Annotated in this window: 14 protein-coding genes; 7 read left to right on the plus strand and 7 right to left on the minus strand. The window is 70.4% G+C overall.

What is annotated here, in order from left to right; all coding sequences use genetic code 11:
* Window positions 1-25: 25 nt before the first annotated feature.
* From D451_RS0118070 to D451_RS0118090, 5 genes are all read right to left on the minus strand, one after another.
* Window positions 26-1,114 (minus strand): PDR/VanB family oxidoreductase, encoded by a 1,089-nt coding sequence (locus tag D451_RS0118070; protein ID WP_017535473.1) that lies wholly within the window; start codon window positions 1,112-1,114, stop codon window positions 26-28.
* Entirely contained in the window at window positions 1,111-2,034 is a 924-nt protein-coding gene (locus D451_RS0118075; protein ID WP_017535474.1) for a metal-dependent hydrolase, read from the minus strand. The genes D451_RS0118070 and D451_RS0118075 overlap by 4 nt, the downstream gene beginning before the upstream one ends.
* 38 nt (window positions 2,035-2,072) lie before the next feature.
* Complete coding sequence (locus D451_RS0118080; RefSeq protein ID WP_017535475.1) at window positions 2,073-3,806, minus strand: SDR family oxidoreductase; 1,734 nt, start codon at window positions 3,804-3,806, stop codon at window positions 2,073-2,075.
* A gap of 68 nt (window positions 3,807-3,874) precedes the next feature.
* Window positions 3,875-4,645, minus strand: coding sequence for a M24 family metallopeptidase (locus D451_RS0118085; RefSeq protein WP_017535476.1), 771 nt, complete (start codon window positions 4,643-4,645; stop codon window positions 3,875-3,877).
* Window positions 4,646-4,774: 129 nt separating this feature from the next.
* Window positions 4,775-5,461: an IclR family transcriptional regulator gene (locus tag D451_RS0118090; protein WP_014909127.1), complete on the minus strand. Its 687-nt coding sequence runs from the start codon at window positions 5,459-5,461 to the stop codon at window positions 4,775-4,777.
* Between the two features lie 178 nt (window positions 5,462-5,639).
* Here D451_RS0118090 and leuC point away from each other — a divergent pair, with 178 nt between their 5' ends.
* The 3 genes from leuC to D451_RS0118105 all read left to right on the plus strand — a co-directional run bounded on the left by leuC (window position 5,640) and on the right by D451_RS0118105 (window position 8,314).
* Window positions 5,640-7,046 (plus strand): 3-isopropylmalate dehydratase large subunit, encoded by a 1,407-nt coding sequence (gene leuC / locus D451_RS0118095; RefSeq protein ID WP_014909429.1) that lies wholly within the window; start codon window positions 5,640-5,642, stop codon window positions 7,044-7,046.
* Window positions 7,047-7,076: 30 nt separating this feature from the next.
* The gene (gene leuD, locus D451_RS0118100) at window positions 7,077-7,679 is read left to right on the plus strand and encodes a 3-isopropylmalate dehydratase small subunit (RefSeq protein ID WP_017535477.1); all 603 of its coding nucleotides are present in this window, start codon (window positions 7,077-7,079) and stop codon (window positions 7,677-7,679) included.
* 353 nt (window positions 7,680-8,032) lie between these two features.
* Window positions 8,033-8,314, plus strand: coding sequence for an HU family DNA-binding protein (locus D451_RS0118105; RefSeq protein ID WP_014910144.1), 282 nt, complete (start codon window positions 8,033-8,035; stop codon window positions 8,312-8,314).
* Window positions 8,315-8,452: 138 nt separating this feature from the next.
* Here D451_RS0118105 and cofC read toward each other — a convergent pair whose 3' ends face one another.
* Entirely contained in the window at window positions 8,453-9,100 is a 648-nt protein-coding gene (gene cofC / locus D451_RS0118110) for a 2-phospho-L-lactate guanylyltransferase (protein ID WP_017535478.1), read from the minus strand.
* A 236-nt stretch (window positions 9,101-9,336) separates the two neighbouring features.
* Here cofC and D451_RS0118115 point away from each other — a divergent pair, with 236 nt between their 5' ends.
* The 4 genes from D451_RS0118115 to D451_RS0118130 are packed head-to-tail and all read left to right on the plus strand — an operon-like array spanning window position 9,337 to window position 13,661.
* Window positions 9,337-10,167 carry a lysophospholipid acyltransferase family protein gene (locus D451_RS0118115; RefSeq protein ID WP_017535479.1) on the plus strand — a complete coding sequence of 277 codons (831 nt, stop codon included), beginning with the start codon at window positions 9,337-9,339 and terminating at the stop codon, window positions 10,165-10,167.
* A complete protein-coding gene (locus D451_RS0118120; protein ID WP_017535480.1) occupies window positions 10,164-11,246 on the plus strand; it encodes an NAD(P)H-dependent glycerol-3-phosphate dehydrogenase in 1,083 nt (360 codons plus the stop codon). Before D451_RS0118115 ends, D451_RS0118120 begins: the two co-directional genes overlap by 4 nt.
* Before the next feature lie 11 nt (window positions 11,247-11,257).
* Complete coding sequence (locus tag D451_RS0118125; protein ID WP_017535481.1) at window positions 11,258-12,478, plus strand: trans-sulfuration enzyme family protein; 1,221 nt, start codon at window positions 11,258-11,260, stop codon at window positions 12,476-12,478.
* A gap of 58 nt (window positions 12,479-12,536) precedes the next feature.
* Window positions 12,537-13,661, plus strand: a complete 1,125-nt coding sequence (locus D451_RS0118130) for a D-alanine--D-alanine ligase family protein (protein ID WP_017535482.1) — start codon at window positions 12,537-12,539, stop codon at window positions 13,659-13,661.
* 61 nt (window positions 13,662-13,722) lie between these two features.
* Here D451_RS0118130 and D451_RS0118135 read toward each other — a convergent pair whose 3' ends face one another.
* A complete protein-coding gene (locus tag D451_RS0118135; protein WP_017535483.1) occupies window positions 13,723-14,523 on the minus strand; it encodes an EI24 domain-containing protein in 801 nt (266 codons plus the stop codon).
* Window positions 14,524-14,714: the final 191 nt, after the last annotated feature.

Raw genomic sequence — 14,714 nt, forward strand, 5'->3', positions numbered from 1 at the left:
GTCCGAAACTACCCTCCTCGCGGCCTCACAGATCCAGGACGATCCGCTCGCCCTCCCCGGCCCGGGAGACGCACGGGGTGAACCCCCCGTCCCGTGGAGCGCCTCCGGTCGGCCGATCCCGGTGCTCGGGTTCTCCTTCGACGAGCCCCACCCGGCAGGTGCCGCAGAACCCCTGTCGACAGGAGTAGGGGGTGCCCGGGCGGACCCGGAGCAGCACGTCCAGGGCGGTCTCGTGCGCCTCGACCGGCAGCACCGGGCCGGAGCGTCCCAGCCGGATCTCGAAGGGGCGGCCGTCCACGACCGGGGGCGGCGAGAAACGCTCGGAGTAGAACGGTGTCCCCGTGGGCACCAGGGCACCCACGGCGGCGATGAGCGGGGCCGGGCCGCAGACGTACACCGGGGTCCCCGGTTCGAGTCCTCGTGTCAGGTCGGCGGCCTTCGGAGGCCCGTACTCGTCGTCGGGGCGCACGAACACGTCGGGGCCCTCGGGCAGTTCGTCCAGGAAGGGCATGCCGCTTCGTGACCGGCCCGTGTAGACCAGGCGGTAGGGGAGGCCCGCGGCGTGGGCCGCCACGACCATCGGCAGGATCGGGGTGATGCCGATGCCGCCGGCCACGAACAGGTACCGCTCGGCCCTGGCGAAGGGGAAGGCGTTGCGCGGTCCGCGCAGCCCGAGGACGTCTCCCTCGCGCAGCCCGTGCGCCAGCCCCGAACCGAGTCCGCCTTCGATACGACGTACCGCGATCCGGTAACGGGACCGGTCGGAGGGGTCGCCGTTGAGCGAGTACTGACGCACCACGCCGCCGTCCAGCACCACGTCCACGTGATGTCCGGGCTGCCAGGCGGGCAGTGTGGTCTCGGGGGCGACGGGGGCCAGGGTGAGGACGGCGACGTCCGGGGAAGGACGTTCCGTCCTCACCACACGCACCGGCAGATCCCCGGTCGGCTTCGGCGGAGGATGCCCGGGACGGAGTCGGGCGGTGAGGGGTTCGAGCCGGGCGGCCAGCCGCGCCAGACCCAGCATGAAGCGGTCGGGGCGCCCGGACCGGAACAGGTCGGTCGGCGGCCGCGGGTCCGCGTGGTGCCCGACGCGTCGTTCACGGTCGTCGCTCATCGGGCCGCTTCCCGTTCCGCGGCCTCGGCGGCCCTGGCGGCCGGAGAGACCGCCAGGTAGGCGACGGCCTGCGCGGTGGAGCCGTGGTGCGAGGGGTGGTATCGGCGACGCAGGTACTCGGGTATCGCCCGGGCCAGACGGCCCAGATGCGGGATGAGGCCCCGGCGGCCGTCGCGCAGCGCCCACGACGCCTTGGGCCGCACCCCGTCGATCCGCCCCCGGAGATAGGGGTCGTTGACGACGAGGAAGCGCACACCGCGCACCCACAGGGAGGCCAGGGCGAAGGCGGCCACCCCCATGGCCAGGGCACGACGGGCGTATCCGCCGTCCACGTGCATGTACAGGTCGTAGGCGACCGAGCGGTGCTCGACCTCCTCGGCCCCGTGCCAGCGCAGCAGATCCAGCATGGTGGGGTCGGTGCCGACCTCGTCGAGTCTCTTCGCGTCCAGTACCCACTGGCCCAGCACGGCGGTGTAGTGCTCGATCCCCGCGATGACCGCCAGCCGGGTGCGCAGCCAGGCGAACTCCCGTGCTCCGGACAGGTCGCGGTCGCCGAGCACCACCCGGAACAGCCAGGCGATCTGTTCCACGTAGGGGCGGGGGTCCAGACCGTGGGCGTCCATGTGGTCGAGGACACCGGCGTGGGCCTCGGCGTGCACGGCCTCCTGGCCGATGAAGCCGAGCACCTGTTCGCGCAGTTCGTGATCGGTGATGTGGGGGACCGCCTGTTTGAAGACCTCCACGAACCACCGCTCTCCCTCGGGAAGCAGCAGGTGCAGCACGTTGATGACGTGGGTGGCGAAGGGTTCGTCGGGGATCCAGTGCAGGTCCAGCGCGCTCCAGTCGAAGTGGACGTCGCGGGCGCGCAGGACGAGCCGGTCGGGTTCGTCGGTCGTGACGGGGGCGGGATCGGTGTTCATGGAGGTCCTTCGAGTGGTGCCGGAGAGGGGGAGGAGACCTAGACCGGGGGAGCCAGGCGGGCGTAGGCGCGCAGGGCGGCGGGGGACAGGCGCGACAGGGCCAGTCCGACGTGGGCCTCGGCGGTGACCGGGACGAGCTCCGGGTCGGAGTCGAGGGCTCCGGCGATACGAGAGGCGGCCTTCTCCGGCGTGTAACCGCGTAGGCGGTACAGCCGGTTGAGCCGTTCCTTGGCACGGCCGATCTCGCCCATGCCGGAGAGACGCGCGTTGGAGATGATCCCGGTGTCGATCAGACCGGGGCAGACCGCGGTGACGGTGATCCCGCGACCCGCCAGCTCTCCGCGCAGGGAACGGCTGAGCGCCAGGACGGCCGCCTTGGTGGCCGAATAGGCGCCGTACAGGCGCGAGGGCAGGTAGGAGGCGGCGGAGGCGGTGTTGACGATGCGGCCGCCGCCTCCGGCCTCGATCATCATCGGAGCGAAGGCCCGACAGCCGTTGATCACGCCCCACAGGTTGACGTCGACCACGCGTTCGATGTCCTCGGTGGCGGCCTCCAGGAACGGCCCGGCCACACCGATGCCGGCGTTGTTGACCACCAGGTCGGGGGCCCCGTACTCGTCGTCGACCCAGGCCGCGAGCCCGCGCACGGCGTCGGCGTCGGTGACGTCCACACGACGGGCCGCGGCGCCCGGTGTGATCATCGCGCACAGTTCGGCGGTGCGTTCGGCCGAGGGGCCGTCGATGTCGACCGCCACGATCCGCGCTCCGCGTTCGGCCAGTTCGAAGGAGAGGCAGCGGCCGATACCGCTGCCGGCGCCGGTGATCACGGCCACCTGTCCGGCGAACGCCCCACCATGCCGTCGGGTCCGTCGAAGGGCGGGGTCGGTTTTCGGGCGGGAGGTCCCGGACTCGATCTCCTCCACGAAGGCGCGCACTCTTCGGGCCACGGGCGCGGGGTTCGAACGCAGCGACCAGTGTCCGCCCTGGAAACGGTGGAAACGGAAGTCCTCCACCCAGCGACCGGCGTTGGACTGCACCTGCTCGACCATGAACGCGTCGTGGGTGGGGGCCAGCGCCTGCACGGGCACGGTGGTGCGGCGTTCCATGGGGCGGGCGAAGCGGCGTGGCATGTTGACCCGGTACAGGGCCAGTCCGTTGAGGTGGTCGCGGGTGGAGCGTCGGGCGGGCACGCGAGGTCCGCCGCCGACGCGTTCCAGACCGGCCAGGGCCAGCCCGCCGATCCCGCTGAGCCAGGCGGCCTCGGGCAGCCCCGGGAGGGAGAAGAAACCGATGTAGCCGGAGCGGACCATCTGGCGCAGGACGTTGCGGACGCCGTCGGGGGCCTTGCGGAGCCAGTGCCCGGCGTGGTCGAGGTCGGGCCCCGAGATCGAGGTGAAGGAGGCGAACCGGTGGGCGTGCTCCGGTTCGGTGACGGCGTGCCAGGTCTGGATGGAGCCCCAGTCGTGGGCGACCAGGTGGACGGGGCGGTCGGGGCTGACGGCGTCGACCACGGCGCGCAGGTCGTCGGCGAGCCGGTCCACCAGATAGCCGGACCGGTCGTCGGGGGCGGTGGAACGGCCCGCGCCGCGGACGTCGTAGGCGACGACGTGGAAGTCGGGGAGCAGCGCGTCGATCAGCGCGTCCCAGACGGTGGAGTTGTCCGGATAGCCGTGGACCAGCACCAGAGTGGGGCGATCGGGGGAACCGTGGGTGTGGACGGCCAGATGTTGGCCGTCGCTCGTGGAGACGTAGCGGTGGGGGCGGGTGCTCATGCGGTCGTGTTCTCCTCGCTCGCGTCCGCGATGGTCGGGTGCGCGTGGTCGGGCAGGACGGTGAGGGGTCAGGCGGACAGGGGGACGGCCGCGGGGGTCCGGTGACGTACGTGCGGCAGGTCGTCGTCGAGCCAGAAGGCGTCGTCCTCGGTGACGACGAGGATCTCCTCGAACTTGGCGCCCATGTCGCGGAAGCCGATGTGCGGTTCGACCGCCCACAGACCGGGGGTGGCCGGGTGGGCCGAGATGTCGCCGTCGGCCCACAGTGGTGAGCGGTGGTGGAGACGTTCGACGAGCAGGTCGCCGAACAGGGTCTGGAGGGAGCGGACGCCGAACCCGGCGACGATCACCCGGGGCAGGCGTGAGCGCACCCGGCCGACCTGGTGGGCGATGACCCGTCCCGGGTAGACCCGGTGCCGGTTGTCGTAGCCCTGCGCGCGGATGAGGTCGTCCACGAGGCGGTCGTGCAGGGGGCTTCGGCCGAGTACGCCGGAGTAGCCGATGTCGGCGACGTATCCGTCCCGGACGGGGGCGCAGTCGAGGATGAAGGGCATGCCCTTCTCCAGCCTCCGCCGGGTCGGGAAGAACTGGAGCGGTACGCGGAGGTTCCGGAAGGCGGTCCGATCGCCGAACCAGGCGAAGGGGGTGTGGAACCAGTCCCGGACACCGTGGGACTCCAGGTGCTCACGGATCCGTCGGGCGGCCTCCCGCTCGGTGACCCCGGGTTCGAGGCTCGCGGCCACGTCTTCGGCCGCGCGGTAGGCGAGTCGTTGAAGCTCACGGAAGGCGTCGAGTTCGGCCGGAGTCGTTGTGTCTCCGGTCACGTTCTTGTGAGACATTCCGTCATGTTAGACAGACTGTCAATAACTGTCCATGGGAGGGGAGGCTCTTCCGCGGGCGCGACACACGTCGAGGGCGGCACCCGATCGGGTGCCGCCCTCGACGTCAGGGGTGGGGTGGGGCGGGGGTCAGTGCCCTCCCTCGTAGGTGTGCAGGGACTCGCTGATCTTCTCGGCGGCCGAGATCACCGCCTGGGAGTGGACGCGTCCGGGGGAGCGGGTCAGTCGCTCTATCGGGCCGGAGACCGAGACGGCGGCGATCACCCGTCCGCCGGGGCCGGCCACGGGGGCGGAGACCGAGGCCACGCCCTGTTCGCGCTCGGCCACGCTCTGGGCCCAGCGGCGGCGGCGGACCTGGGCCAGGCCCGCGGCGGTGAAGCGGGCGCCCACCAGCGAACGGCGGATGCGGTCGGAGTCCTCCCAGGCGAGGAGGACCTGGGCCGCCGAGCCCGCGTTCATGGGGAGTTCGCTGCCGACGGGCACCGTGTCGCGCAGGCCGCTGCTGCGTTCGGAGGCGGCCACGCACACGCGCAGGTCGCCCTGGCGACGGTAGAGCTGGGCGCTCTCGCCGGTCAGGTCGCGCAACTGGACCAGGACCGGGGCGGCCACGGCCAGGAGGCGGTCCTCGCCGGTGGCGATCGACAGCTCACCCAGACGAGGGCCGAGAACGAAGCGTCCCTGGCTGTCCCTGGTCACCATGCGGTGGCGTTCCAGGGCGACGGCGAGACGGTGGGCGGTGGGGCGGGCCAGACCGGTGATCTGGACCAACTGGGCCAGCGAGGCCGGTCCCGACTCCAGGGCGTCGAGGACGGACATCGTCTTGTCCAGGACACCGACACCGCTGGATGAGCTAGAGTTGTCCATGGCTTGATATTGCCGTCTCGAAATATGGAATGCAAGTCGGCCCGTACATCCGCGCGATGGTCCCGGGCCCGCACGAGGCCAGAACCGAGACGGGCCCGAGACCCTACAGACACGAGAGAGGCGATCGCCCATGGCACGCACGATGGCCGAGAAGGTGTGGGAGGAGCACGTCGTCCGACGTGCCGAAGGCGAGCCGGACCTGCTCTACATCGACCTCCACCTCGTCCACGAGGTGACCAGCCCCCAGGCCTTCGAGGGGCTGCGACTGGCCGGTCGTTCCGTGCGTCGCCCGGACCTGACCATCGCCACCGAGGACCACAACGTCCCCACGATGGACCTCCTCGCCCCGATCGCGGACCCGGTCTCCCGCAAGCAGGTCGAGACGCTGCGCAAGAACTGCTCCGACTTCGGCGTGCACCTGTACCCCATGGGCGACATCGAGCAGGGCGTCGTTCACGTGGTCGGCCCCCAGCTGGGTCTGACCCAGCCCGGCATGACCGTCGTCTGCGGTGACAGCCACACCAGCACCCACGGCGCGTTCGGCGCGCTGGCCTTCGGTATCGGCACCAGCCAGGTCGAGCATGTCCTGGCCACCCAGACCCTGCCGATGCAGCCCTTCAAGACCATGGCCGTCACGGTCAACGGTCGCCTGAAGCCCGGTGTCTCCGCCAAGGACATCATCCTCGCCGTGATCGCGAAGATCGGCACCGGCGGCGGCCAGGGCTACGTCATCGAGTACCGGGGCGAGGCCATCGAGGCCCTGTCCATGGAGGCCCGCATGACGGTGTGCAACATGTCCATCGAGGCGGGCGCCCGCGCCGGGATGATCGCCCCGGACCAGACCACCTTCGACTACGTCCAGGGCCGCCCGCACGCGCCCCAGGGCGCCGACTTCGACGCCGCCGTGGAGCACTGGAAGAGCCTGCGGACCGACGAGGGCGCCGAGTTCGACGCCGAGGTCGTGCTGGACGCCGACGAGCTCAGCCCGTTCGTCACCTGGGGCACCAACCCGGGCCAGGGTGTTCCGCTGGACGCCTCGGTCCCCGACCCCGCCTCCTACGAGGACCCCTCGGCTCGCGCCGCCGCCGAGAAGGCCTTGGCCTACATGGACCTGAAGGCCGGAACGCCGATGCGCGAGGTCGAGGTGGACACGGTCTTCCTGGGCTCCTGCACCAACGGCCGGATCGAGGACCTGCGGGCCGCCGCCGAGATCATCCGCGGCCGCAAGGTCGCCGACGGTGTGCGCATGCTGGTGGTCCCCGGCTCCATGCGGGTCAAGGAACAGGCCAACGAGGAGGGACTGGGCCGGGTGTTCGAGGAGGCCGGCGCCGAGTGGCGCGAGGCGGGCTGCTCCATGTGCCTGGGCATGAACCCCGACCAGCTCAAGCCGGGCGAGCGCAGCGCCTCCACCTCCAACCGCAACTTCGAGGGCCGTCAGGGCCGGGGCGGGCGTACCCACCTGGTCTCGCCGCAGGTCGCCGCCGCCACCGCGGTACGCGGCACGCTGTCCTCCCCGTCCGACCTGGCCGCCCTGTAGCGTCCCCGACCTCGTCAGGAGAGTCCTCTCATGGAGAAGTTCGACGTCCACACCGGTCGGGCCGTGCCGCTGCGCGCGAGCAACGTCGACACCGACCAGATCATCCCCGCCGTCTACCTCAAGCGCGTGAGCCGCACCGGCTTCGAGGACGGCCTGTTCGCCGAGTGGCGCAAGTCCGACCCGGACTTCGTGCTCAACCGCCCCGAGTACGAGGGCGCGTCCGTACTGGTGGCCGGGCCCGACTTCGGCACCGGTTCCTCGCGCGAGCACGCCGTGTGGGCGCTACAGGACTACGGTTTCAAGGCCGTGCTGTCGTCCCGCTTCGCCGACATCTTCCGCGGTAACTCCCTCAAGGGCGGACTGCTGACCGTCCTGTTGGAGCAGGAGGTCATCGACCGGATCTGGGCGGCCGTGGAGGCCGACCCGACGATCGAGGTGACCGTGGACCTGGTGGAGCGCGAGGTGCGCGTTCCGGCGGCGGACGTGAAGGAGTCGTTCGATTTGGACGACTACACCCGATGGCGGCTTCTGGAAGGTCTGGACGACATCGCGCTGACGCTCCGTCACACGGACGACATCTCCGCTTTCGAGACCACCCGAGAGAGCTGGAAGCCGGTCACGATCCTCTCGTGAGGGTGGCCGTAAGGCCCTTCGGGAACGGGATCGGGGGTGGATGTGACGCAGCACACCTCCGGTCCCGAATAATTTTACCTTTACTTGACGTGAGCATTCGCTTACCGTCTTTGTGTCCTTAAGGCGGACAGCTCGGGCGCCCGGAATCCGGTTATACGTAGGCTTTTGAGGCTCGCACAAGGGGGCAAAAAGGACTCGCCCCGCGGGCTCGTCCCCTCTGTCCCATCCGTTGCGGAGCGTGACATCGCAGGTCGGGAGGGACTCGACACGCCTTCCCTACGGGCGTTTGTATTTGTGTAAGGGCCGCTGCTTCCCCTAATTTCGTGCGAGCAAGGGGGAACCGGAGGAACCTTATGAACAAGCGTGACCTGATCGACGCGATCTCCGACCGTCTCGGAGACAAGAAGACCGCGACCGAAGCGGTCAACGCTGTGCTTGAGACCATTCAGGCCACCGTGGCGTCGGGCGACAAGGTCGCCATCACGGGCTTCGGCGTTTTCGAGAAGTCCGAGCGCGCGGCTCGCACCGCTCGCAACCCCGCCACCGGCGCCACCATCAACGTCCCCGCGAGCTTCGTTCCGAAGTTCCGCGCCGGCGCTGACTTCAAGGCCCTGGTCAACGGCGACAAGAAGTAGTCCTCTCACCCATGTGAGCGGACAGCACTCCGCCCGGGCCCCTCTGGGGTCCGGGCGGAGTGCTGTCCGGGGGGCATCGGGGGAGGGCGTCCAAGAGGCGCTCAGAGCGACGCAGCGGGACGTGAGGGCTCGGAAGGCTCAATGAGCCTCTTCCGCCTCATGGGGCGCCATGCGTGCCCAGAGCGGGCGTGTACGGGGCCCCAGGCCGAGCGCGGCGGCTTCGGTCAGATCCTCGGGGGTGTCCACGTCCCGGCGCACGGACTCCACCCCGACCGGTGACAGTTCGCGGGCGCCGCCCTCACGGTGCCGGCTCCGGGACCCGCCCTCGAAGGACGGAGCGAGCCGATGACCGGGGGTCGCCGCCAACAGGGTGGTCCCCACACCGGGGGAGTCCGCCAGGAAGGATCGCCCGTGCTCGGAGGCGGCCGCCAGGACCAGCCCCAACTCGTCGGGACGCAGCGCCGGCAGGTCGGCGGACATCGCGCACACCCCCGTTCGCGGGTCCCGTGCGCGCGCCGCGGCCTCCCCGTGCTCCAGGGCCGGGTTCATGCCGCCACCGGGCTCTCCGGACACCACCACGGCCCCCAGCGACGACAGCTCCGCGTCGGCCAGGGGATCGTCGGTCACCACGAACAACGTGTCCACGGTCGGACACGACAGCGCGGCGGAGACCGTGTCACAGGCGATCGCGAGAGCCAGCCCCTCGCGCATCGTCCCCGCCGCCCGGGCCAGCCGGCTCTTGGCCAGGCCGAGGTGCTTGACTGGGACGATCAGGGACCAGCGCACCCCGAGACACGAAGCCCCGCTCCGCTCTCCAAAGCCGGTCACGGTTCCCCCGGGACGTTGATGGGCGACGACAGTGATGAGGGTAGGTGCTCGGGACCCGGCGCGGCGCGGGCGCCCTGGGTGTGTCGAATCGAGCGTCCGAGCGGTACACCTCGGCATGGTGCGACACGTCCTAGACTGAATCGGTTGTGCTTCCGGGGCGGCGAACCCCCAGGAAGCGAGAAGTGAGGAGTCCCGTGGCCAAGCAACGAGAATCGCGATGGGTCAAGTGGGTCGTGTCCCGCATCGTGCGATTCGTCCTGTGGTTCGTGACCAAGCCCGAATGGAAGGGCACGGAGAACGTTCCGGAGCGGGGCGGGGTGATCATCGCCGCCAACCACCTGTCGGTGACCGACCCCCTGACGGTCGCCCACTTCCTCTACATCGGGGCCCGGCGCTGGCCGACCTTCACCATGAAGGACGGGGTCATGAAGATCCCCGTGGTCCGCTCGGTGGCCAGGAGCACCGGCCAGATCCCGATCAAGCGCGGCAGCGCGGACGCGGTCAAGGCGCTGGGAGCGGCCGAGAAGGCGCTCACCGAGGACGGCTCGTCGGTGATCTTCTACCCCGAGGGCACCTGCACCCGCGACCCCGACCTGTGGCCCATGACCGCCAAGAACGGTGTGGCCCGCCTGGCCCTGACCACCGGGGTCCCGGTCGTCCCGGTCGCGCACTGGGGCGAGCAGGAGATCCTCCCCTACGGTGAGAAGAGGCCCCGGCTGTTCCCGCGCAAGCGCGTGCAGTTCAAGGCGGGGCCGCCCGTGGACCTGTCGCCCTACCTGGACCGGCCCATCACGGCCACCCTGTTGGACGACGCGACCCGGGCGATCATGGCCGACATCACCGCCCTCCAGGCCGAGATCCGCGGCGAGGAGCCGCCCGCCGAACCCTTCGACTTCAAGAAGGCCCGTCAGAAGGAGGCGGAGGCCCGACGCGCCTCGGCCGAGACGGAGACGGACGAGCGACCCGAGGTCGGGGCGACCGAACCGGTCGAGGGCGATAACGGGAAGAACAACGCGGGGGCATGACCGAACAGATGAGCGACCACAAGGGTGACGACGGCGCCGACCTTCGGGTCACGGTCCTGGGCAGCGGCTCCTGGGGAACGACCTTCGCCAACATCGTCGCGGACGCGGCGGACCTGGCCCGGGGGTCCGGTGAGGGACCCGTGGCCGAGGTGGTCCTGTGGGGGCGCCGCTCCTCGGTCGTCGAGGCGATCGACACGACCTCGGAGAACCCGGACTACCTTCCGGGGATCGGGCTCAACCCGCGACTGCGGGCCACCACCGACGCGGCCGAGGCCCTCGCCGGCAGCCGGGTCGTGGTGCTGGCGGTGCCCTCCCAGTCACTGCGGGCCAACCTCGCCGACTGGAAGCGGCACATCCCCGAGGACGCGGTGGTCGTCAGTCTCATGAAGGGCGTCGAACTCGGCACCCTCATGCGGATGAGTCAGGTGGTCGGCGAGGTCCTCGACTTCCCCGAAGAGCGCATCGCCGTGGTCTCCGGCCCCAACCTGGCCCGGGAGATCGCCGAACGCCAGCCGGCCACCGCCGTGGTGGCCTGCCCCCACGAACCCACGGCACGGCTCCTCCAGTCGCTCTTCAAGTCCTCCTACTTCCGCCCCTACACCAGCACCGACCTGGTCGGGGTGGAGATCGGCGGCGCGATGAAGAACGTCATCGGTCTGGCCGTGGGCGTGGCCGAGGGCATGGGCTTCGGAGACAACACCAAGGCCTCGCTCATCACCCGGGGCCTGGCCGAGACCACTCGCCTGGCGGTGACCCTGGGAGCCGACGAGCACACCCTGTCCGGACTGGCGGGGATGGGTGATCTGGTCGCGACATGCTCCTCTCCGCTGTCGCGGAACCGGACCTTCGGTGAGAAACTGGGCGCCGGTAAGACCCTCGAACAGGTCGTCGCGGAGACCAGACAGACGGCAGAGGGGGTCAAGTCCTCCGAGTCGATCCTCGAACTCGGTTGGACCCACGGTGTCGACATGCCGATCACCGAGTCCGTCGTCAAGATGATGCACCACGACCTGAGCCCCGCCGAGGCGCTCGCGGCGTTCATGTCGCGCAGCACCAAGCCGGAGCGCTACGGGGTCTGAGAGCGAGCACGATGTCACACACACCCGGCTCCGGGGTCGAGGGCGAGAACACCAGGGCGGTCTCCCCGCCCACGCCCCCCGTCCCCCGGGAACGTCCGATGCGGATGCCCGTCCACCGGGCGACCACCTACGCGTTCGACACCTCACAGGGGTTCGCCGACGTGCTGGCGGGGTCGCGGAACGGCTACTCCTACGCGCGCATCGACAGCCCCACCGTGGACGCCTTCGCGGACGCGGTCGCCGCGCTGGAGGGCGCGGGACTCCCGGACCGGGTGCGTGGCCAGGCCTTCGCCTCGGGCATGGCGGCGCTCAGCACCGTGCTGCTCTCCCTCACCGAGTCCGGTTCGCACGTGGTGGCCGCCCGCTCCATCTACGGCAACACCCATTCGCTGCTGGACCGGCTGATGCGCCGATTCGGAGTGCGGACCGACTTCGTGGACATCACCGATCTCGACGCCGTGTGCGCCGCGGTGACCTCCGAGACGAGCGTGGTGTTCACCGAGACGCTGTCCAACCCGACGATGACCGTCTCCGACCTTCCCGGTCTGGCGGAGATCTCGCGTGAGGCGGGCGCCGTCCTGGTGGTGGACTCCACGTTCGCCTCTCCGGCGGTCTGTCGTCCGTTGGAGTACGGCGCCGACGTGGTCGTGCACTCGGCCACCAAGTACCTGGGCGGCCACAGCGACACCACCGGTGGGGTGGCCGTGGCCTCACCCGCCCTGATCGACCGGATCCGGGCGGCCCGGATCGACCTGGGTCCCTGCCTGGCCCCGGACGAGGCCTACCTGCTGCACCGGGGGCTGGAGACCCTGCCGTTGCGGGTCGCGCGACAGTGCGAGACCGCCGCGGCCTTCGCCTCCGCCCTGGAGGGGCATCCCGCGGTGGAGAGGGTCGATCACCCCTCGCTGGCCTCGCACCCCCAGCACGGGCTGGCGGACGCGCTGTTCGACACCGGACGTCACGGCGCGGTGGTCACCGTGCACCCGCGCGGCGGGCGCTGGGAGGACGGTATGGCCTTCGCCGACCGGTTGAAGGTGGCGACCATCGCGGCCTCCCTGGGAGGCACCCATACCCTGGTCGGCCATGTGGCCTCGACCTCGCATCGGAACATGAGCGACGCCGAGTTGGCGGACGCCGGCATCACTCCGGGCGCCGTCCGGTTCTCCATCGGTCTGGAGGACCCACGAGACCTCATCGACGACGCCTTGGCGGCGCTCGACGAGGGACATTGACATCCGGGACATCTCATCCCGTACCGGTTCACTATTAGGCGAGATAAGGTCAGGCAGCATGTCGTCCGAGCAGCGCAAGATTCGGATCGCCGTCGTCTTCGGCGGACGTAGTTCCGAACACGAGATCTCCTGCGTCACCGCGGGCAGCGTCCTGTCCGTCATCGACCCCGACCGCTATGAGGTCGTCCCGGTCGGGATCACCCGTACCGGCAACTGGGTGCTCGCGTCGGGCGACCCCGAGAGCCTGCGCATCGACCCGGCCACCAAGGCGCTGCCGAGCGTTTCCGAGGACGGCCTCGAGTTGGCGCTGCCCTTCGACACCGCCGGACAGCTCATGACCGTGAGCCCGAGCCGGGGCACCGAGCGCCTGGCCGAGGTGGACGTGGTCCTGCCGCTGCTGCACGGGCCCTTCGGCGAGGACGGCACCATCCAGGGGCTGTTCGAGATGATGGGCGTGCGCTACGCGGGCGCCGGGGTGTTCTCCAGCGCCGCCGCTATGGACAAGGTGTTCATGAAGGCCATGCTGGTCGGCAACGGCATCCCCACCAGCCCCTACGTCGCCATCACCGCCCGCGCCTGGGAGACCGAGCGCAAGAAGGTGCTGGACGACATCGCGGAGCTGGGCACGACGGTGTTCGTCAAGCCCGCCCGGGCGGGCAGCAGCGTGGGCATCAGCAAGGTGCGCGACTCCGGTGACGCCGACGCGGTCGTCGCCGCCGTCGAGGCCGCCCGCGAGCACGACCCGAAGGTCCTGGTCGAGGCGCAGGTCGTCGGCCGTGAGATCGAATGCGGAGTCCTGGAGTCCGAGGACGGAGGGACCCCTGACGTCTCCTTCCCGGCCGAGGTGCACGTGGCCGAGGGCTTCGACTTCTACGACTTCGAGGCCAAGTACCTGTCCACGAGCGGTCTGACCATCCCCGCCGAGATTCCGGAGGAGGCCACCGCCCGCCTGCGCGCGATGGCCGCCGACGTCTTCGAGGCGATGGGTTGCGAGGGCCTGGCCCGGGTCGACTTCTTCTACACCGAGGACGGCGAGGTCCTCGTCAACGAGCTCAACACGATGCCCGGCTTCACGCCGTCGTCGGCCTTCCCGCAGATGTGGGAGGCCACCGGCGTGGACTACGCGACCCTGGTCGAGCGGATGATCACCACCGCGCTGCGTCGCTCTCCCGGGCTGCGCTGAACGCGACCGTGAACGTCGAAGGGGCGGGTCCGACCATGTCGGACCCGCCCCTCACGTGTGTCTAGGGTGCCGGTGGGGGCGGACCGGAGGTGAGCCCGGTGTTCCTCGGCGGTTCGGCGGGCAGGAGCTCGCGGGCGAGGATGGTGCCGCCTGCGGTCGCCGCTGGGAAGACCACCACGGCCACGAACGGGATCGCCAGCAGGAAGTACGTGGGGATGGCGAAGCCCAGGACGCGCATCCGCCGGAGCCCCATGAAACGGCGACGGTCACGGACCAGGAGCAGCCCTCGACGGTCGAAGGCGCTCGCGGTGAGCTCGATCCCCAACAGCCAGCCGCCCATCACCGCGGTCAGGACCGGGCCGATCAGCCACCCCACCAGAGGGACCAGCCCGATGAGGAAGGCGCACACCGTCACCGTCAGGGAGACCAGCACCATGCCGATCGACTGGCGGATCGCCCGCGCCACCGAGGCGGCCAGGGATTCCTCGGGGGCCTCGGGCGCACCGCCGAGGTCCTCCTCCACCATCTCGGCGATCTTGTCGTAGATCGGCGCGCCGAGGGTCAGGGTCACGGTGGTGAAGGCCACCACCATGATCAGGACCGCCCCGGCCAGGAGCGCCAGGGACAGGGCGCCGCGTACCAGCCCCTGCCAGGGGGTGTCCCAACCGTCGGCGAACGGGGTGGCCCAGGTGATCAGGCCGCCCAGGTTGGCGATCAGTGTGATCAGCACCGCGAGGAACAGCAGTGAGGTGATGAGCGCGGGAAGGGCCCCGAGCAGGAACAGGCGTGGTCTGCGCAGAAGGAGGCCGAAGCCGCGCAGCAGTGTGCCGAGACCGGCGAGGAGCTCGTGTACGGAGTTCACCGGAAGAACCCTACCCACACGAACCCCGTCATGAGGATCTCCGCCCCGGTGCCCTCGACGGGCGCCTACGGCGCGGTACCTCCCGCCCGTCGCCCGCCACCACCCTCAACGGACGCCTACGGCGCGGTACCTCCCGCCCGTCGCCCGCCACCGCCCTCAACGGACTCCTACGGATCTGTTCCCGCCCGTCG

It is taken from the genome of Nocardiopsis alba DSM 43377, assembly GCF_000341225.1.
GTDB classification, from domain to species: Bacteria; Actinomycetota; Actinomycetes; order Streptosporangiales; family Streptosporangiaceae; genus Nocardiopsis; species Nocardiopsis alba.

Coding starts and splice junctions, on each gene's coding strand:
- leuD (WP_017535477.1), top strand. CDS start 7,077: ATGGAGAAGTTCGACGTCCACACCGGTCGGGCCGTGCCGCTGCGCGCG.
- D451_RS0118075 (WP_017535474.1), bottom strand. CDS start 2,034: ATGAACACCGATCCCGCCCCCGTCACGACCGACGAACCCGACCGGCTC.
- leuC (WP_014909429.1), top strand. CDS start 5,640: ATGGCACGCACGATGGCCGAGAAGGTGTGGGAGGAGCACGTCGTCCGA.
- D451_RS0118085 (WP_017535476.1), bottom strand. CDS start 4,645: ATGTCTCACAAGAACGTGACCGGAGACACAACGACTCCGGCCGAACTC.
- D451_RS0118080 (WP_017535475.1), bottom strand. CDS start 3,806: ATGAGCACCCGCCCCCACCGCTACGTCTCCACGAGCGACGGCCAACAT.
- D451_RS0118125 (WP_017535481.1), top strand. CDS start 11,258: ATGTCACACACACCCGGCTCCGGGGTCGAGGGCGAGAACACCAGGGCG.
- D451_RS0118120 (WP_017535480.1), top strand. CDS start 10,164: ATGACCGAACAGATGAGCGACCACAAGGGTGACGACGGCGCCGACCTT.
- D451_RS0118090 (WP_014909127.1), bottom strand. CDS start 5,461: ATGTCCGTCCTCGACGCCCTGGAGTCGGGACCGGCCTCGCTGGCCCAG.
- D451_RS0118105 (WP_014910144.1), top strand. CDS start 8,033: ATGAACAAGCGTGACCTGATCGACGCGATCTCCGACCGTCTCGGAGAC.
- D451_RS0118070 (WP_017535473.1), bottom strand. CDS start 1,114: ATGAGCGACGACCGTGAACGACGCGTCGGGCACCACGCGGACCCGCGG.
- D451_RS0118130 (WP_017535482.1), top strand. CDS start 12,537: ATGTCGTCCGAGCAGCGCAAGATTCGGATCGCCGTCGTCTTCGGCGGA.